The 17,587-nt window shown below is 67.3% G+C and carries 14 protein-coding genes and 1 tRNA gene; 9 read left to right on the forward strand and 6 right to left on the reverse strand.

The features are described from left to right. Positions 1-27 precede the first annotated feature (27 nt). The 5 genes from BLQ10_RS00440 to BLQ10_RS00460 all read left to right on the forward strand — a co-directional run bounded on the left by BLQ10_RS00440 (position 28) and on the right by BLQ10_RS00460 (position 5,577). Positions 28-1,503: an NAD(P)/FAD-dependent oxidoreductase gene (locus BLQ10_RS00440; protein ID WP_091557053.1), complete on the forward strand. Its 1,476-nt coding sequence runs from the start codon at positions 28-30 to the stop codon at positions 1,501-1,503. 150 nt (positions 1,504-1,653) lie between these two features. Then, entirely contained in the window at positions 1,654-2,598 is a 945-nt protein-coding gene (locus BLQ10_RS00445) for an N-acetyltransferase (protein WP_091557056.1), read from the forward strand. Positions 2,599-2,630: 32 nt separating this feature from the next. Beyond that, positions 2,631-2,704 (forward strand) — tRNA-Leu (locus BLQ10_RS00450). A 91-nt stretch (positions 2,705-2,795) separates the two neighbouring features. Further along, complete coding sequence (locus BLQ10_RS00455; protein WP_091557058.1) at positions 2,796-3,938, forward strand: hypothetical protein; 1,143 nt, start codon at positions 2,796-2,798, stop codon at positions 3,936-3,938. 289 nt (positions 3,939-4,227) lie between these two features. Next, on the forward strand, positions 4,228-5,577 hold the full coding sequence (locus tag BLQ10_RS00460) for an ABC transporter substrate-binding protein (protein WP_091557060.1): 1,350 nt from the start codon (positions 4,228-4,230) through the stop codon (positions 5,575-5,577). A gap of 356 nt (positions 5,578-5,933) precedes the next feature. On the opposite strand, the gene BLQ10_RS00465 is transcribed toward BLQ10_RS00460, so the two are convergent. The 4 genes from BLQ10_RS00465 to BLQ10_RS00480 are packed head-to-tail and all read right to left on the reverse strand — an operon-like array spanning position 5,934 to position 10,038. Further along, entirely contained in the window at positions 5,934-6,707 is a 774-nt protein-coding gene (locus BLQ10_RS00465; protein WP_091557062.1) for an ABC transporter ATP-binding protein, read from the reverse strand. Beyond that, positions 6,704-7,801 (reverse strand): ABC transporter ATP-binding protein, encoded by a 1,098-nt coding sequence (locus BLQ10_RS00470; RefSeq protein WP_091557064.1) that lies wholly within the window; start codon positions 7,799-7,801, stop codon positions 6,704-6,706. The genes BLQ10_RS00465 and BLQ10_RS00470 overlap by 4 nt, the downstream gene beginning before the upstream one ends. Continuing rightward, positions 7,798-8,766: a branched-chain amino acid ABC transporter permease gene (locus BLQ10_RS00475; RefSeq protein ID WP_091557067.1), complete on the reverse strand. Its 969-nt coding sequence runs from the start codon at positions 8,764-8,766 to the stop codon at positions 7,798-7,800. Before BLQ10_RS00475 ends, BLQ10_RS00470 begins: the two co-directional genes overlap by 4 nt. 9 nt (positions 8,767-8,775) lie before the next feature. Then, on the reverse strand, positions 8,776-10,038 hold the full coding sequence (locus BLQ10_RS00480; RefSeq protein ID WP_254785332.1) for a branched-chain amino acid ABC transporter permease: 1,263 nt from the start codon (positions 10,036-10,038) through the stop codon (positions 8,776-8,778). A 561-nt stretch (positions 10,039-10,599) separates the two neighbouring features. On the opposite strand from BLQ10_RS00480, the gene BLQ10_RS00485 reads away from it, so the two are divergent. Both BLQ10_RS00485 and BLQ10_RS00490 read left to right on the forward strand, forming a co-directional pair. Next, positions 10,600-11,523, forward strand: a complete 924-nt coding sequence (locus tag BLQ10_RS00485) for a hypothetical protein (protein WP_139164148.1) — start codon at positions 10,600-10,602, stop codon at positions 11,521-11,523. A gap of 166 nt (positions 11,524-11,689) precedes the next feature. Continuing rightward, positions 11,690-12,622 (forward strand): Bax inhibitor-1/YccA family protein, encoded by a 933-nt coding sequence (locus BLQ10_RS00490; protein WP_091557073.1) that lies wholly within the window; start codon positions 11,690-11,692, stop codon positions 12,620-12,622. Between the two features lie 122 nt (positions 12,623-12,744). Here the strand turns inward: BLQ10_RS00490 and BLQ10_RS00495 are convergent, their stop codons facing one another. Continuing rightward, positions 12,745-13,983, reverse strand: coding sequence for an acetyl-CoA C-acetyltransferase (locus BLQ10_RS00495; RefSeq protein WP_091557076.1), 1,239 nt, complete (start codon positions 13,981-13,983; stop codon positions 12,745-12,747). Between the two features lie 20 nt (positions 13,984-14,003). Continuing rightward, positions 14,004-15,164, reverse strand: a complete 1,161-nt coding sequence (galK, locus tag BLQ10_RS00500) for a galactokinase (RefSeq protein ID WP_091557079.1) — start codon at positions 15,162-15,164, stop codon at positions 14,004-14,006. Positions 15,165-15,240: 76 nt separating this feature from the next. On the opposite strand from galK, the gene BLQ10_RS00505 reads away from it, so the two are divergent. Both BLQ10_RS00505 and BLQ10_RS00510 read left to right on the forward strand, forming a co-directional pair. Continuing rightward, positions 15,241-16,206 (forward strand): aldose 1-epimerase family protein, encoded by a 966-nt coding sequence (locus tag BLQ10_RS00505; protein WP_091557885.1) that lies wholly within the window; start codon positions 15,241-15,243, stop codon positions 16,204-16,206. 57 nt (positions 16,207-16,263) lie between these two features. Next, complete coding sequence (locus BLQ10_RS00510) at positions 16,264-17,577, forward strand: AI-2E family transporter (RefSeq protein ID WP_175558424.1); 1,314 nt, start codon at positions 16,264-16,266, stop codon at positions 17,575-17,577. Positions 17,578-17,587: the final 10 nt, after the last annotated feature.

Genomic DNA, 17,587 nt, shown 5'->3' on the forward strand with positions numbered 1-17,587 from the left:
TTTCACAAACTACGGTATTCTTGACGCATGGCATCCTCCCTTCAGCTCCAGGACCGTCCCCGGGTACTCGTCGTCGGCGGCGGGTACGTCGGCCTGTATGTAGCCCTCAAACTTCAGAAAAAGATCGCGAATGCAGGTGGCATCGTCACCCTCGTGGATCCGCTGCCCTACATGACCTACCAGCCCTTCCTGCCGGAAGTTGCCGGCGGCAACATCGAGGCGCGCCACGCAGTCGTCTCGCACCGCCAGCACCTGAAGCAGACGGAGCTCATCCAGGGCCGCGTCACCTCAATCGACCACGCCAACCGCACGGCAGTGGTCGCACCCTCCGACGGTGGCGACACCTTCGAGATTCCCTACTTCGACGTCGTCCTGGCCGCTGGCGCCATCACCCGCACGTTCCCGATCAAGGGCCTCGCGGAAAAGGGCATCGGCCTAAAGACCATCGAGGAGGCCGTCGCCCTGCGCAACAAGGTTCTCGAGCGCATCGAGACCGGCTCGCTCATGACGGACCCCGTTGAGCGCGCCCGCGCCCTGACGTTCGTCGTCGTCGGCGGCGGCTTCGCCGGCATCGAGTGCATCACCGAAATGGAAGATCTCGCCCGCGCCGCGGTCAAGAACAACCCGCGCGTCAAGCAGGAGGAAGTCCGCTTCGTCCTGGTCGAGGCAATGGGCCGCATCATGCCCGAGGTCACGGCGCCGCAGGCCGAATGGGTCGTCGAACACCTCCGCAGCCGCGGCATCGAGGTGCTGCTGAACACCTCCCTCGACAACGCCGAGGGTTCCCTCAAGCTCATCAACCTCCCGGACAAGAGCCCGGCCCAGGAATTCGAGACTGACACCCTGGTCTGGACTGCCGGCGTGCAGGCCAACCCGATGGTCCGCTCCACCGACTTCCCGCTCGAGCCGCGCGGCCGCGTCCGCGTCCTGGCCGACCTGCGCATCGCCGGCGACGAGGGCATCATCGACAACGCCTGGGCTGCCGGCGACGTCGCTGCCGTCCCCGACCTCACAGGCAGCGGCCTGCCGGACGGCACCTGCGTGCCGAACGCCCAGCACGCGCTGCGCCAGTCCAAGCGCCTGGCCAAGAACCTGTGGGCCTCCCGCTGGGACAAGCCGCTCAAGGACTACAAGCACAAGAACTTGGGCGCCGTCGCTGGCTTCGGCGAATGGAAGGGTGTGGCGAACATCAACCTGGTTGGCCGCATCGGCCTCAAGGGCCCGCTGGCCTGGCTGGCGCACCGTGGCTACCACGGAATGGCCATCCCCACCGTGGAGCGCAAGATCCGCGTGATCTCCGGCTGGCTGTGGGCCTTCTTCCTGGGCCGCGACACCACGCAGCTGATGGATCTGGACAACCCGCGCGGCGCCTTCGTGGCCGCAGCGACGCCGGCCCCGAAGCCGGCCGCTGCCCCGGACGCCGCCAAGGCCGGAGCCAAGCCTGACGCCAAGGCAGGCACCACGGCAGCATCGAATGAATCGGTCCCGGCAGACGCCAAATAGCTGCTGGCCGTAACGGCTTCCAGTACTCTGGCGGTTGCCCTACGACGGCGGCTGTTCCCCTCCGGGGGAGCAGCCGCCGTTTTCGTTGCAGGCAGCCGCAGGGGCGTCGGGAACGGCCAGGCGCGCACAACCCGCGCCTAGACTGGCTCCATGACAGCTGAAAAGGACCTGCACACCCTCCTGGCCACCATGCGGCCCGAACTGCGCGACGGCGAGTATGTCTACGCCCTGTGGCCGCACGGCAAACCCCTGGCCGGGGCAATAGCCGCCGCCGTCCGCGAGGCGGAGGGGCTGACCGTCGTGCTGCCGCGGGACGAGGCGGACAGTTTGGGGCTCCCCTACGACTTCGTCGCAGCGTGGATCACGCTCCAGGTGCACTCTTCGCTCGAGGCGATCGGCCTGACGGCAGCCGTCGCCGCCGCCCTGACCGAGGCGAAGATCAGCTGCAACGTCCTGGCCGGCTTCCACCATGACCACCTGCTGGTCCCCGCGGCCGACGCCGACCGTGCGCTGGAGATTCTGCACGAACTCGTCGCAGACCATGGGGAGCACAAGCCGGCACCTGAACTCGTGCTGCGCAGCGAGGAACCGGCGGACCGTCCGGCAATCCTCGACCTCACAGCGGCCGCGTTTGCCATCTCGCCCGTCACCGGGCATCACGTCGACGGCGAACCCGAAGAGGTGAAGCTGCTGGCCCGGCTGTTCGAGTGCCAGGAATACCTCCCCGAGTTCAGCGTCGTTGCGGAGCTCAACGGCGAAATCGTGGGGCATGTGATCAGCACCCGCGGCTGGGTGGGCGAGCTGGAGCTGCTGGGGCTCGGGCCGATCGGGGTGGTGCCGCGGCTGCAGCGTCACGGCATCGGCACCGCGCTCATGAACGAGACAGTGGCGCGCGCCAACGCCGCGGGGGAGCGGGGGATTGCGCTGCTGGGCAGCCCCGACTACTACTCCCGCTTCGGTTTTGTACCGTCCACGTCGCTCGGGGTGGCACCGCCGGAGGCCGGCTGGGGCGCGCACTTCCAGCTGCTCCCGCTCGCCGTCTGGCCCGGTGGCGTTGGCGGCACCTTCCGCTACGCCGGCCCTTTTTCGGGCTGATCCGGCCGGCGACGGGATACCATTGACCGGGCGCCCCAGTAGCCCAATTGGCAGAGGCAGCGGACTTAAAATCCGCGTGTTGTGGGTTCGAGTCCCACCTGGGGCACTTGCGGGATAGAAGGTGTGTCTTCCGACTTGGCGCCTCGGATTCCCTTACGCCGCCGCCGGCGCGGACGATGGTGAGGGTATGAGCGTCGATGAGTGAGCCGGAAGGGGACCAGTTTTCACTGCCGACGCAGCCTGCGGAGCCGAAGCGGATCCCGCTGTGGAAGCTTGAAGAAATGGCCGGCAACCCGGCCCCGCCCGAGGGCTGGCGCGGCAACGCCGCCCCGCTGCTTCCCGGCTGGGACGCCAGCCAGGTCCGCACCTCTGCCGCCGTCCGGGACGCCCGCGCCCCGTGGCCGATCCGCCTCTTCCGGGCCCTCGGGAGGATGCTGCGTTTACTGTTCAAGGCCGTCGCCGTCCTGGCCGCAGGCGCGCTCCTGTGCGGTTTCCTGTTGTACTTTCACGGTGACCTGAAACCGTCGGCGTTCCTGGGCGGCCCCGCGACAACCCCCGCCGCCGATGTGCCCGGCCCCCTGCTTTACCACACCGTCCCGGACCCCACCAAGCCCAGGAAACCTGCGGCGGCTCCTCCGAAGCCCCGTGCCTCTACGGATCACCCCACGCCGGGCCGCGAAGAGTCCTCTGCCCCGCTGGGGCATCCCGCGCCGGTGCCGGCCAAGTCCGGCTCCCACGCTTTCACGGTCACCGGCAAGGACAAACGGCCGGCCGCCTATGACCCGTGCCGGCCCATCCACTACGTCACCCGCGCCGCGAACCAGCCCGCCGCCGGACCGCAGCTGATCAAGGAGGCCATCGCCGCGGTCTCGCGCGCGACCGGGCTGGTGTTCATCAACGACGGGGCCACCACCGAGGCACCGTCGGCGCAGCACAAGTCCTACCAGCCGGCCCGGTACGGGGACCGGTGGGCGCCGGTGCTCATCGCCTGGGAGACCACCGCCGAGGAGCCCCGCTTCACCAACTACGCCGTCGGAACCAACGTCATGGGTCTGGGCGGCAGCGAAGCGGTCAGCCGTGAAGGATCCTCGGTCACCTACGTCAGCGGCCAGCTGGAACTGAACGGACCCGCCATGCAGTCCTTGATCTTCCGGGAAGGGATGGCACCGGCCCGCGGGGTCATTGAACACGAACTCGGCCATGTCGTGGGCCTGGGCCACGTCCAGGACCCGACCCAGCTGATGAACCCGACCGGCGTCCCCGGTGTGGCCACCTACCAGGCGGGGGACCTCAACGGCCTGGCCATTCTCGGCCAGGGGGCCTGCCAGCCCGGGATCTGAGCGGGGGAGCGGGGCAGGGCCTGCCGTACACATACCCTGCATCTGGGCGATTCCTACGACGCCGTGAACCTGATCGCACTGGCTGCCGAGGCCGCCAAGAGCACCAGGGGCACCGACATCGCAGCGGCCGCTGAAAACCTCCAGATTTCCTCTATGCAACGAGTGTTATAAGGATGTGACCGTAGTCACTTATTTTCACGTCGAAATTGCACTAGCTTGAAGTGGAATCAGGAACACCTGATCTTTCGCGTCAAAGGCCGTTCGCACCTTTAGATCGAGGAGCTTGTACATGACTTCACTCCCCCAGGTTGCGCCCCGTATCGCTAAGCTCACAGTGCTTAGCCTCGGCGTCGCCCTTCTGGCTACGGCTTGTGGTGGTTCACCCGCCCCAAGTTCGACGGGATCCAGCTCAGCCGCGGCCGCCGGGATCGCGTGCCCGGCACCCAGCGCCACCGGCGCCGGTACCAGCGCTGCCGGTGGCACGGGCTCCGTGCCCGCTTCGGCCACCACCACCCCCACGCCCCTGAAGATCGGCTCGCTCCTGCCGACGACGGGTTCGCTGGCCTTCCTCGGCCCGCCCGAAATTGCCGGTGTTAACCTCGGCATCAAGGAGGTCAACGATGCCAACGGCGTCCTGGGCAAGCCTGTCGAGGTCATCCACCGCGACTCCGGCGACACCAAGACCGACATCGCCACCCAGTCCACCACGGCACTGCTCGGACAGGGCGTCAGCGCAATCGTCGGCGCCGCCTCCTCGGGTGTTTCCAAGACCGTGATCAACCAGATCACCGGTGCCGGCGTCGTCCAGTTCTCCCCGGCCAACACCTCACCGGACTTCACCTCGTGGGATGACAAGGGCCTCTACTGGCGCACCGCCCCCTCTGACGTGCTCCAGGGCAAGGTCCTCGGCAACTACATGGCCACCTGCGGCGCCCAGACGGTCGGCATGATCGTCCTGAACGACGCCTACGGAACCGGCCTTGCAAAGAACGTCCAGTCCGCTTTCGAGGCAGCCGGCGGCAAGGTTGTTGCCCAGGAGCTCTTCAATGAGGGCGATTCCCAGTTCAGCAGCCAGGTTGACAAGGTTCTCGCCGCCAAGCCGGACGCCATTGCCCTGATCACTTTCGACCAGGCCAAGAGCATCGTCCCGCTGATGACGGGCAAGGGCGTCAAGGCGAACCAGATCTTCATGGTGGACGGCAACATGTCCGACTACAGCAAGGACTTCCAGGCCGGTACCCTCAAGGGCGCCCAGGGCACCATCCCGGGCACCTTCGCCAAGGAGGACTTCAAGAAGAAGCTCCTGGCGATTGACCCGGCGCTGAAGGACTACAGCTACGCGGGCGAGTCCTACGACGCCGTGAACCTGATCGCACTGGCCGCAGAGGAAGCCAAGAGCACCAAGGGCACCGACATCGCAGCGCACCTGAAGGACGTCTCTGAAGGCGGCGAGAAGTGCAACACCTTCCCGTCCTGCGTCACCCTGCTCCGCAACGGTAAGGACATCGACTACGACGGCCAGTCCGGCCCCGTCACGTTCTCCGACGCCGGCGACCCGACGGAAGCCTACATCGGCATCTACGAGTACCAGGATGACAACACGTACAAGCCCGTCAAGGAAGAATTCGGCAAGCTGTAAGCCGGTTCCCCTCGACAAACACGAGACCCCCGTCCAGTCCGGACGGGGGTCTCTTGCGTGCAGGGGAGCGGGGCAGAGCGTCAGGGTTGGCTCCAGACGTCACGCACAGCAGGCTTTTGGCGAGCCAAGGAGCGTCGACGGCGGGAACCCGCCTCTGCCCGCTGTGTGCCCGCCCAAGACTCTGCGCCGCGGGACGCCGTGGTCGTCGTGTCGGACGAGCGCAGACGCCGCCCAAGCGGCCGCGGAGGCGCCCGGAGCCTTCCCGGGAGGCGAGCCCGGACCCCACATAGGCCGGGCACGCAAAAGGGCCGCCACCGGCTGGTGACGGCCCTTCTGCGGGGATACTGCCTGAGGCGCTAGTCGACAGTGTCTGCGAGCGTCCCCAAGTAGAGCTGGATGACCTTGGGATCGTTCATGAGTTCCCGGCCGGTACCGGTGTACGCGTCCTTGCCCTGGTCCAGCACGTAGCCGCGGTCGCAGATCTGCAGGCAGCGGCGCGCGTTTTGCTCCACCATGATGACGGAGACGCCGGCCCGGTTGATCTCGTGGACCCGGAGGAAGGTCTCATCCTGTTTGACGGGGGAGAGGCCTGCTGAGGGCTCATCGAGCAGCAGCACAGCCGGGTCCATCATGAGGGCCCGTCCCATGGCGACCATCTGGCGTTCGCCGCCGGAGAGCGAGCCGGCCCGCTGGGCGCGCCGTTTGCCGAGCTCCGGGAACAGTTCGGTGACGAAGTCGAACCGTTGAGCGAAGTCCTTGGGCCGCTGGAACATGCCCATCTGCAGGTTTTCCTCGATGGTCAGGGCGGCAAACACGTTGTTGTTCTGCGGAACGAAGCCGACGCCCTTGCTGACCAGCTTGTTGGCCTTGAGCCCGGTGATGTCCTGCCCGCGGACCACTACCGAGCCGGAGTGGACCTTGACCAGGCCGAACATGGCCTTCAGCAACGTGGACTTGCCGGCTCCGTTGGGGCCGATGATGCCGATCAGCTCACCCTTGCGGGCTTCGATGCTGCAGCCGTTGAGGATATTGACGCCGGGGATGTAGCCGGCCACCAGATCGGTGACCTTCACGACCGAGTCACCATCGAAGGCGGGCTGGGCGGCCGGTGCCGCGCTGGTGGCGCTCATTCTGTGTCCTTCTCTGTGCGGTTCGGCTCTTCGGCGCGGTTCGGCTCTCCGGCGCTGCGGCGGCCGCGGGTCGTCCCGTTCGTCTCCGGTTCCTCCGCCTCGGTGGCGAGGACGTCGGCGGAGATGATGCCGGCGTTTTCAGTGCCGACGATCGATTCCTCGTCGGCGACCAGTTCGGCGGCCAGTTCCTTGATGCCCTCGGCGTCGCCGAGATCCACGTCGTGGTGGGCGCCGAGGTAGGCGTCGATCACGGCGGGGTTCTTCATGACTTCGGCCGGGGGCCCCTCGGCCACGATCTTGCCCTCTGCCATCACGACCACCCAGTCGGCGATGTGGCGGACCATGTTCATGTCGTGCTCGACGAACAAAACGGTCATGCCCTCGGCCTTGAGGTTCTTGATGTGGTCCAGCAGCGACTGCGTCAGCGCCGGGTTGACGCCGGCCATGGGCTCGTCGAGCATGACCAGCTTGGGCCGCACCATGAGGGAGCGGGCCATTTCCAGCAGCTTCCGCTGCCCGCCGGACAGCGACGCCGCGTAGTCGTCCCTCTTGGCGTCCAGTTTGAACTTCTCCAGCAGCACGTTGGCTTCCTGGGTGATCCTTTTTTCCTGACCGCCCCAGATGCCCTTGAACAAGGCCTTGGACAGCCGTTCGCCGGACTGGCTGGAGGCGCCGAGGCGCATGTTCTCCAGGACGGTGAGCTTGCCCATGACCTTGGTGAGCTGGAACGTGCGCACCATCCCCATCCGGGCGACCTTGTACGAGGAGACGCCGGCGATGTTGTTGCCCTCGAACTGCCATGTACCCGAGTTCGGGGTGTCGAAGCCCGTCAGCAGGTTGAACAAGGTGGTCTTGCCGGCGCCGTTGGGGCCAATCAGCGCAGTGATCTTGTGCCGCGGGATCTCGAGGTACTGGACGTCGACGGCGTTGATGCCGCCGAAACTGCGGGTGACGTTTTCCGCCACCACGATCGGATCACGCTTCTTGCAGCCGGGCGCGATCTCGCCGACGGCGATCGGACGGGTGTCCGTCATGTAGTCGATTTCTTCCGACGTGCGGGGTTCCTCGCGCGACTCTTCGCTTGGATTGCTCATGCGAATGCCAGCTCCTTCTTATTGCCGAGAACGCCCTGGGGCCTGAAGATCATCAGCAGCATGAGCGCCACGCCGACCAGGATGTAACGCAGCTGCCCGGCCTGGACCGTGTTCAGCCACGTGATGGTGCCGGACTCGATCAGGCCGTAGAGGATGCCCTGGGTGAGCGAGAGCACCACCCAGAAGATCATGGCGCCGACCACCGGGCCGAGCACGGTGCCGAGGCCGCCGAGCAGCAGGCAGGTGTAGAGGAAGAAGGTCAGTTCCGTGCCGTAGTTGGCCGGCTGCACCGCGCCGCGGGGAATCGTGAAGATCATGCCTGCCAGGGCACCGAGCGCGCCGCCGATGATCAGGGACTGCATCTTGTAGGCGTACACGTTCTTGCCGAGCGAGCGGACGGCGTTCTCGTCCTCGCGGATGCCCTTGAGGACCCGGCCCCAGGGGCTTCGCATCAGCAGCCACACTAGGGTGCAGAAGAGGGCCACGACTGCCCAGGCGACCACCCGGATGAAGAAGTCGCGGTTGTTCATGCCAATGTAGGTCCCCGGCGGGAAGGGGTTCATGGCGTAGAAATCGCCCTCGAAGGCGGCCAAGCCGTTGGCCGAGCCGGTGATAGCGGTCAGCTGGTTGGTCGTGACGATGTAGCGCACGATTTCGGCCGCCGCGATGGTCACGATGGCCAGGTAGTCCGCCCGCAGCCGCAGCGTCGGGATGCCCAGCAATAGAGCGAAGATGGCGGAACAGATGACGGCGATGAGCAGCCCGATAAAAAACGGCACATGGAACGTCAAGGTGGAGATGGCGAAGCCGTAGGCCCCCACCGCCATGAAGCCTGCCTGGCCGAAGTTGAGCAGGCCGGTGTAGCCGAAGTGAACCGCGAGGCCGAGGGTGGCCAGGGCGTAGGCAGCCGTCGTCGGGCTGAAGAGTTCGCCGGCGGCGCTGGAGAAAATGAATCCGAAATCCATGGCGGTCTCCTAACCCACGCGCTCGCGGCGGCCCAGAATGCCCTGAGGCCGGAACAAGAGGACAACAATCATGATGAACAACGCTCCCACGTATTTGAGGTCGGCTGCGAGGCCGAACACGGTGGTCAGCTCAACGAAGATGCCGACGATGATGGAACCGACCAGGGCGCCCCAGACCGTGCCGAGGCCGCCCAGGGTGACGGCGGCGAAGATGAGCAGCAGGATCTGGGAGCCCATGTCGAAGGTGACGCCGGGCCGGTAGTAGGCCCAGAGGATGCCGCCGAGGGCGGCGAGCATGCCGCCGACCACCCAGACGATCCGGATGACGGAGTCGACGTCGATGCCGGAGGCCGCGGCCAGCGCCGGGTTGTCGGCCACCGCGCGGGTGGCCTTGCCGAGGCGGGTCTTGAGCAGGACGACGCCGAGGGCGGCAATCACGGCGGCGCTGATGATGAGGGACCAGAGGTTGTTGGGGGAGATCGAGACCGGGCCGATCAGGATTTCCGCGCTCTGGGCAAACGGCAACTGCTGGGTGGCGCCACCGAAGTAGAACTGGATGATGTACCGCACAGCGAGGGCGAGGCCGATGCTGACAATCATCATCGGAACAAGCCCGGTTCCCCGGCGCCGCAAGGGCTTCCACAGGCCCGCGTCCTGGACGTAGCCGAACAAGCCGCCGCCGACGATCGCCAGGATGATGGCAAGCCAGAACGGCAGGTTCATCTGGTTGAAGGCGAATACCAGCACCGCGCCAATCGTGACCATTTCACCGTGGGCGAAGTTCGTCAGGCCGGTGGTGCCGAAGATCAGTGAGAGGCCGACGGCCGCGAGGGCGAGCAGCAGGCCGAAGCTCAGGCCGGCCACCAACCGGTTGAGCAGGTTCTGCCCGAAGTTCTGCTCCGCCACGACGATGCCCTTGCCAAAGGCGAAGATCACCGAGAGGTTTGAGGTCTGGCTGAACGTCACCTTGCGGGGGTTTTCCTGGCCCTCGGCCAGCTTGATGCCCTTTGGAAGCGTGGACTCGTCGAGTTTGACCTCGTACGTACCCTGGGTGGGGACGCCTATGATCCAGGCGCCGTTGGCTCCCGATTTCGTGGTTCCCGTGAAACCGCCACCCGTGGCGGTAATGGTTACCCCGGGGATCGGTGAGCGGTCGTCACCGCGCAGGAATCCGCTGATGCTGTTCGTGAACTGGGTCGCCGACGGAGATGGTGTCGGTGAGGGGGTCGCGGCGCTGGACGCCGGGGCAACTATGAGCAGTAGCGCAGCCATGGTGGCAAATACTGCCCCCACAGCCTTCAGTAGTCTGCCGCGCCGTCTCTGCGACAGGCCGCTCGTTGTGCTTCTCAAATTGAAAACCTCCACATGGGGGTGCTGTGGGTTGCGCCTTTGCAACCGTTGCGAACGGTCAGGGGACGAACGCCTCGGAAAACGATCGCTTGTTGTGATGTCCGTCACCCTGTGTGGCCTATGCTACAGCCCGGGCGAGGCAAAGAATGCCGCTGCGAGCAGGCAGAACGTCGCGATCGGGTAACAACCGTGTAGTCGCGGCGGCACCTCACTGTAGCCCCGCTAAAGAAAACTTTTGTTGATTCCGAGTATGCCTAAACAGTGGCGGGCCCGGCCCCCGATTCGTCCGCCCAACCCGGTGCCGGTGCCGCCTGCCGGGCACGTCCGCTCCGGGGTGTGGAACCAGCAAATCCAAGCTTTTTCCAAGTCCTCCCGCGTTATGGTGCGAAGAGCGCCTGAACCGAAGTCCTGAACCGAAGTCCAGCACCGATGGCCGGAACTGTCGGCCGGGACGCGGGGCGGCGTCGATGGCAGGGGCCGATCTTGGAGGGCCGACTGATGAACCGGGTGGTCAAGCTGTGCCTCGCGGGTTCGCTTGTGCTGGCGATCCTGGGCATCCCGGCGCTGGGCCTCGGCCCCGAGACCGCCGGGGCGCAGGCCTGCGTTCCCTCGACAAAGGCGCTCACCGACCCCTATCCGGGGATCATGGCGGCGGCCTCCAGCTTTGAAGCGGGCACCTTGGACGGATTCGGCGTCTCCACGGCCGGGACGGGGAACGCCTCTGTGTCCACCGGGCCGTCGCACTCCGGTGGCTGTGCCGCCCGCCTGCACACCACCGCTGGGCCCGGCTCCATCGCCAGGCTGACCGTGGGCCTGAGCCCCGGGAACACCGAGGCGTATGCGGACGGATGGTTCAATATCGCCGCTGAGGGAATGGCAGGGAACAACGTTCCCTACTTCCGATTCTTTTCCGGCCGCGTCCGCGTCCTGGATGTTTTCCGGCAGAACCTCTCCCATGAGCTGGTGCTCCGCACCTCGTCACCGGCAGGTTTCGCCTACACCACGTTGCGGCGGGATGTCCCCACCGATTCCTGGCACCGGCTGGTCATGCACGTGGTCCCCAACGGCCCCAGGACCAACGTCCAAATCTGGTGGGACGGGCGTTCCGTCTACGCGGGCACCGTCAGCATTTCCGCGACGATGCTCGACACGGTCCAGCTCGGCTCCGAACACGATCAGCAAATGGCCGACATCTACATCGACGACGTCATAGTCAACAGCGGCACGGGAACGCCGGCGCCGGTTCCCGGCCCCCTGCCGGAGCCGAAGGGGGATCCGTCCAAGCGGCTCGACGATTTCCGTGGTGACGGACCAGCCGCCCTGCTGGCAGCCGGCACCGGCGCGAGGCGCACCGGCCGTCCCTGGCACCCCGGACGGCCGGCGCCCACGCGGGGATCCTGGGCCTGAAGATCCCGCTGGCTAAGGTCACGGTTCGGTTGCGGCCCCTCCCCGGGGGAACTATCCCTCCCCGTCGGCCGTGGGAATTGGTAGCGTGACAATATAGAAACCTTTTCGTATGCGTCCGCATCGCACCGGAACATCACCCACCCCCTTATTTTGGAGGACACCCGCAATGGCACCTGGCGGAAACCCGATCTTCAGCGGAAAGAATTTCCGCGAAGCCACCCAGGCACCGCCTGCCCCGCAGGCCCCGTACGGCCAGAACCCGTACGGCCAGAACCCGTACGGCCAGAACCCCTACGGCCAGAACGCCTACAGCCAGGCTCCGGGCCAGGGCGGGTGGAATTCGGCGCAGCAGGGCATGACCCAGGAACAGCTCCAGGACCTGTACAACCGCCCGGCGGCCGGTCCGGCTGACATCGGCCGGATGACGTACGACGACGTCATCGTCAAGACTGCCGGGTGCCTCGGCATCCTGGTGGTCGGTGCCGCAGTGGCGCTCGCCGTCCCCCAGGGCACGGGATCCATGCTGATGATCCTCGGGGCCCTCGGCGGCTTCGCCCTCGCGATGGTCAACACCTTCAAGAAGCAGCCGTCACCCGGACTGATCCTTGCCTACGCCCTGCTCGAAGGGTTCTTCCTCGGCGGACTGACCCGGATCCTTGACAACCTCTACCCGGGGGTCGGCATCCAGGCCGTCGTCGGGACGCTTTCCGTCTTCGCCGTGACGCTGGTGCTGTTCAAGAGCGGCAAGGTCCGGGCGACGCCCAAGCTCGTGCGGTTCTTCATGATCGCCCTGATCGGCTATGCGGTGTTTGCACTCGTCAACGTCGTCATGATGTGGACCGGAGCCGTTAACTCGCCGTTCGGCCTGAGCACCAGCGTGGAGATCTTCGGTATCCCGCTCGGCGTCTTCATCGGCTTCCTGGCGATCGGCCTGGCCGCCTTCTCCCTGATCATGGACTTCACGTCTATCGAGGCGGCCATCAGCGCCGGGGCCCCGCAGCGCTTCTCCTGGACCGCTGCCTTCGGCCTCACGGTCACGCTGGTCTGGCTCTACGTCGAGATCATCCGACTGCTGGCCATCCTCCGCGGCGACGAGTAACCGGCGTCGTCCCTGAACACCCTTCCTAACGAGGAGCCCCGCCCAACGGCGGGGTTCCTCGTGTTTGTGGCAAACGGTGGCCTGCTGCCGCACGTCAACTGCAATGCGTCAGCTGCAACCCGTCAGCTGAGCCGCTCCAGCACAACCGCCATGCCCTGGCCGCCGCCGACGCACAGCGTCGCCAGGCCGAGGGAGGCGTCGCGGACGCGGAGCCCGTTGAGCAGCGTGGTGGTCATGCGGGCGCCGGTCATCCCGAAGGGGTGGCCGAGGGCGATGGCGCCTCCGTGGACGTTGAGCTTCTCCGGATCGATGGCGAGCTCCCGGGCGCTGGCCACCACCTGGACCGCGAACGCCTCGTTGAGCTCCACGAGGTCGATGTCGCGGATGGTCAGCCCGGCGATTGTCAGCGCCCGCCCGGTTGCTTCCACCGGGCCCATGCCCATCAGCTCCGGGGACAGGGCGCTGACGCCGGTGGAGACGATCCGGGCAAGCGGCTCCAGTCCCAGCTCGCGGGCCCGCGCGCCACTCATGACCACGACGGCGGCGGCCCCGTCATTGAGCGGGCACGCGTTCCCGGCCGTCACAGTGCCGCCGCTGCGGAAGACGGGCTGCAGGGCACCGACGGCCTCCGCTGTGACGCCGGGCCGCGGCGAATCGTCGCGGTCGACCACCGTACCGTCGGCGCGGGTGTACGGCGTGATTTCGCGGGCGTAGAACCCGGAGGCGATGGCCGCCTCGGCCCGGTTCTGGCTGAGCACCGCCCAATCGTCCTGCTCCGCGCGGGTGATGCCGTAGCTTGTGGCGACGTTCTCCGCCGTCTGGCCCATGGCCATGTACACGTCCGGCATCCGGCCGCCCAGGCGCGGGTCGGTCCACGGCGTGTTCGAGGCCGCGCGGGCCTCGGTGCGTTTCCGGGCCGCCTCAAAGCGCGGGTTGTGCGTGCTCGCGTCGGTCTCGCCCGCGCCTGCCCAGTCCCGGTAGCGGGACACCGCCTCCACGCCGGCGGCAACGAACGCCTGGCCTTCGCCGGCTTTGACGGCGTGGAAGGCCATCCGGAGCGTCTGCAGGCTGGAGGCACAAAAACGGTTGATGGTGGCGGCCGGAACGTTGTCCAGCCCGGCCAGGATGCTGACCACGCGGGCCATATTGGAGCCGGCCTCGCCGCTCGGCTCGGCGCACCCCAGATAGATGTCGTCCAGGCCGCGTCCCGGCCCGGCGGCGGCATCGAACGCCGGAAGCCCGGCGAGGGCCGCCGTGACCATGGCGGCGGCGAGATCGTCCGGCCGCACGTCTTTCAGGGACCCCTTGAAGGCCCGCCCGATGGGGCTCCGGGCGGTGGAAACGATGACAGCTTCTGGCATGCGCCCAGACTACGCCCCGCCTAGGCCAGGCGCATGGCCCCTCCCGCGGGACTGACGCTGAAGATCTCCGGCGCGGCATACCCGGCCCGGGCGAAGGCCTGCTCGACGGCGGCGCGCACTTGCTGTGCCGATCCTGCCGGGGTCAGGGCGATCGCGGAGCCGCCGAAGCCGCCGCCGGTCATGCGGGCCCCGATCGCGCCGGCGGAGCGCGCCGTGTCCACGGCAAGGTCCAGCTCGGCGCAGGAGATCTCGAAGTCATCGCGCATCGAGGCATGGGACGCGTCCAGCAGGGGGCCAATGGCGGCCGGGCCCAGGGTGTCCAGCAGCTCCACCGTCTGCAGGACGCGGCGGTTCTCGGTGACGACATGCCGGAGGCGGCGGAACGTCTCCTGGTCCAGGAGCCCGCTGGCCTCCTCGAGGTCCTCGAACCCGATGTCGCGCAGCGCCGGTACGCCGAGGACCTCGGCGGCGAGTTCGCACGATTCCCGCCGGGCCGCGTAGCCGCCGTTGGCGTGGGAATGGGAAACCCGGGTGTCGATGACCAGCAGCACCAGCCCCGCGGCGTCGGCGTCGAACGGCACCAGCCGGACACTCTGGTCCCGGCAGTCGAGGAAGACCGCGTGGCCGGCCGTGGCCCGGAGCGAGGCGGACTGGTCCATGATGCCGGTGGGCGCGCCGACGAAGTCGTTCTCCGCCCGCTGGGTGGCCAGGACCATGTCCTGAGCGGAGAGGCCGGCGGCCAGGAGCTCATTCAGGGCCGAAATCACGGCGCACTCGATGGCGTGGGAGGACGACAGGCCGGCGCCGCGGGGGACATCGGAGTCCAGGAGCAGGTCGATGCCGGGAACCGGGAGGCCCTGCTGCTGGAGGGCCCAGATGACCCCGAGCGGGTACTTCGTCCAGCCCCTGGCGGTGGCGCGGGCCAGCGAGCCGGTGTCCGCGGTGGTCAGCCCCTGGTTCCCGAACGTGGAGAGCATCCGCACGGTGGAATCCGGCCGGACCCTGACGGCCACCCGGGCCGCCCGGTCGATGGCGAACGGCAGGACGAAGCCCTCGTTGTAATCGGTGTGCTCGCCAATGAGGTTGACGCGTCCCGGTGCCCGCCACACGCCCTCGGGCCGGGCGCCGAAGACCGCCTCAAACCGGGTGGCGAGCCCGCTGCTGTCCAGGGAAGGATTCATGGCCTGGCGCCTGCGCTGCTGGAAGTCATGGAACCAAGGTATACGGGTTGCCGGGCGGGTCTGTACGGTGGTCACCATGGATCTCTCAGCGACGCCTTCGGCCTCACGCCCCGATGAAACCATGCGGCGATACGCCACCGGACGGCAGTACGAGCTCCGGCGCGGCGATGCCCTGGCCGTCGTCACCGAACTCGCCGCCGGCCTGCGGCTTTACAGCCGCGGAGGCACTGCCCTGACGGAGAGTTACGGCGATGCCGACATTCCGCCGGGCGCCGCCGGAATCACCCTGGCGCCGTGGGCCAACCGGGTAGAGGACGGTGTCTGGTACCTCAACGGCAAAAAGCTGCAGCTCGACATTACCGAGGTCTCCCGCAACAACGCCAGCCACGGGTTGCTGCGGAACTCCTCCTACGAACTCGTGGACGAGGACGAGTTCTCCGTGACCCTGGAGACGGCGGTCTTCCCGCAGCACGGTTACCCGTTCCTGCTCCGGCACCGGGTCCGCTACGAACTGGCGGAGGACCTGGGGCTGGTGGTGCGCCAAACCCTCATCAACGACTCCCAGGACCCCGCGCCCTTCGTGCTTGGCGCGCACCCGTACCTGCGGCTGGGCGACGTGCCCAGCGAGGACCTCACCGTGAGCGTGGACGCCCGGACCCGGTTGGTCGCCGATGACCGGCTCATCCCGCGCAACACCGAGCCGGTCAGCGGCGACTTCGATCTGCGCGGCGGGCGGCCGGTGGGGACCCTGGACCTCGATTCGGCCTATACGGACCTGGACTTCGACGGCGGCGTTGCCCGGCACACGCTGCGGTCACCGGACGGGCGGACTGTCAGCCTATGGCAGGACGCGGGCTGCGGTTACGTCCATGTCTTCGTGACGACCGAGTTTCCGGGCCGGTCGAAGGCGGTCGCGATCGAACCGATGACCGGGCCGGCCAACGCGTTCAACAGTGGTGAGGGCCTGCGCTGGCTCGCGCCGGGGGAGCAGTTCTCCATGACCTGGGGCATCTCGGCCTCGCTGACGGCCACCGCAGGCTGACCCCGCTGCCCTCGTTGCTGGTTTCCTATTAACCGGCTGCTGCGGAATTATGGGGCTATGACGCCAGCTGAGGACGCCGCACCCGCCACAAGCCCTTCCCCTTCCGCGGCCAGGACGGGGGTACGTACCGGGGCCCGGTCACGGACCGACCGCGAGATCGACCAGGACATTCCCTATGGCGTGCGGATCGCGGCCGCCTGGGCGTGGCGCGCCGGGCTGATCCTGCTCGTGCTCGGGGGCCTGATCTGGCTGCTCAGCCATGTCAGCTTCCTCATCATCCCGGTCATGGTGGCCGCGCTCCTGTCAGGTCTCCTCAGCCCCGCAGTGCGCTGGATGGCCAAACGCAGCGTGCCCAAGGGGCTCGCCGTCGCCATCACGGTGCTCGGTTTCATCGGCCTAATCGTCGGTGCCCTGACCTTGGTCGGGCGCCAGCTTATGCAGGGCTTCGGCGAGCTGTGGTCCGAGGCGCTCACGGGCGTGCAGCAGGTCCAGACCTGGCTGTCGGAGGGCCCGCTCCACCTGACCGCCGCACAGATCGACAAGTATATTGAGGACGCCACCGCCGCGCTGCAGAACAACAGCAGCAGCATCCTCAGCGGGGCCCTGACGTTCGGGAGCACTGCCGGGCACTTCGCCGCCGGGCTGGTCCTGGCGCTGTTCGTGCTGATTTTCTTCCTGCTCGAAGGCGACAGGATCTGGGCCTTCCTCGTCAGCCTCATGCCCCGGAAGGCGCGCCGCGCCACGGACGGTGCGGGCCGCCGCGGCTGGACTTCCATGGTCAGTTACGCGCGCATCCAAATGTTCGTCGCGTTCGTTGACGCCGTGGGAATCGGCGTCGGCGCCGCCATCATTGGCGTGCCGCTCGCGCTGCCGCTGGGCGTGCTGGTCTTCCTTGGTTCCTTCATCCCGGTGGTCGGCGCGCTGGTCACCGGTGCCATCGCCGTGTTGCTGGCGCTGGTAGCCAACGGGCCCGTCAACGCGCTCATCATGCTGGCGATCGTGCTCGGCGTCCAGCAGCTCGAAAGCCACATCCTGCAGCCGCTCGTCATGGGCAAGGCCGTGTCCCTCCACCCCGTGGCCGTGATCCTGTCCGTCGCGGCGGGCTCTTACCTCGCCGGGATCCCCGGCGCACTGTTCTCCGTCCCGATCCTGGCCGTAGCAAATTCGTCGATTCGCTACATTGCGGGCAGAACGTGGGAACATGATGAAGTGCTGGCAACCGCGGGACCAGAGGGCAGCCCTGCCCCCGAATCCGGCGCAGATACCACCTTCACAGACGTCCACCTGCCGGGCCGAACCCCCGGCCGTGAGGGCGCCGCACCCAACAGCGGTGCTCCGGGCAGCGATGCCGGACGGGGCACCGACGCCTGATCCGAAGAAG

The organism is Arthrobacter sp. ok362, from assembly GCF_900102785.1.
GTDB lineage: Bacteria > Actinomycetota > Actinomycetes > Actinomycetales > Micrococcaceae > Arthrobacter.

Coding starts and splice junctions, on each gene's coding strand:
- BLQ10_RS00440 (WP_091557053.1), top strand. CDS start 28: ATGGCATCCTCCCTTCAGCTCCAGGACCGTCCCCGGGTACTCGTCGTC.
- BLQ10_RS00445 (WP_091557056.1), top strand. CDS start 1,654: ATGACAGCTGAAAAGGACCTGCACACCCTCCTGGCCACCATGCGGCCC.
- BLQ10_RS00455 (WP_091557058.1), top strand. CDS start 2,796: ATGAGTGAGCCGGAAGGGGACCAGTTTTCACTGCCGACGCAGCCTGCG.
- BLQ10_RS00460 (WP_091557060.1), top strand. CDS start 4,228: ATGACTTCACTCCCCCAGGTTGCGCCCCGTATCGCTAAGCTCACAGTG.
- BLQ10_RS00465 (WP_091557062.1), bottom strand. CDS start 6,707: ATGAGCGCCACCAGCGCGGCACCGGCCGCCCAGCCCGCCTTCGATGGT.
- BLQ10_RS00470 (WP_091557064.1), bottom strand. CDS start 7,801: ATGAGCAATCCAAGCGAAGAGTCGCGCGAGGAACCCCGCACGTCGGAA.
- BLQ10_RS00475 (WP_091557067.1), bottom strand. CDS start 8,766: ATGGATTTCGGATTCATTTTCTCCAGCGCCGCCGGCGAACTCTTCAGC.
- BLQ10_RS00480 (WP_254785332.1), bottom strand. CDS start 10,038: ATGGCTGCGCTACTGCTCATAGTTGCCCCGGCGTCCAGCGCCGCGACC.
- BLQ10_RS00490 (WP_091557073.1), top strand. CDS start 11,690: ATGGCACCTGGCGGAAACCCGATCTTCAGCGGAAAGAATTTCCGCGAA.
- BLQ10_RS00495 (WP_091557076.1), bottom strand. CDS start 13,983: ATGCCAGAAGCTGTCATCGTTTCCACCGCCCGGAGCCCCATCGGGCGG.
- galK (WP_091557079.1), bottom strand. CDS start 15,164: ATGAATCCTTCCCTGGACAGCAGCGGGCTCGCCACCCGGTTTGAGGCG.
- BLQ10_RS00505 (WP_091557885.1), top strand. CDS start 15,241: ATGGATCTCTCAGCGACGCCTTCGGCCTCACGCCCCGATGAAACCATG.
- BLQ10_RS00510 (WP_175558424.1), top strand. CDS start 16,264: ATGACGCCAGCTGAGGACGCCGCACCCGCCACAAGCCCTTCCCCTTCC.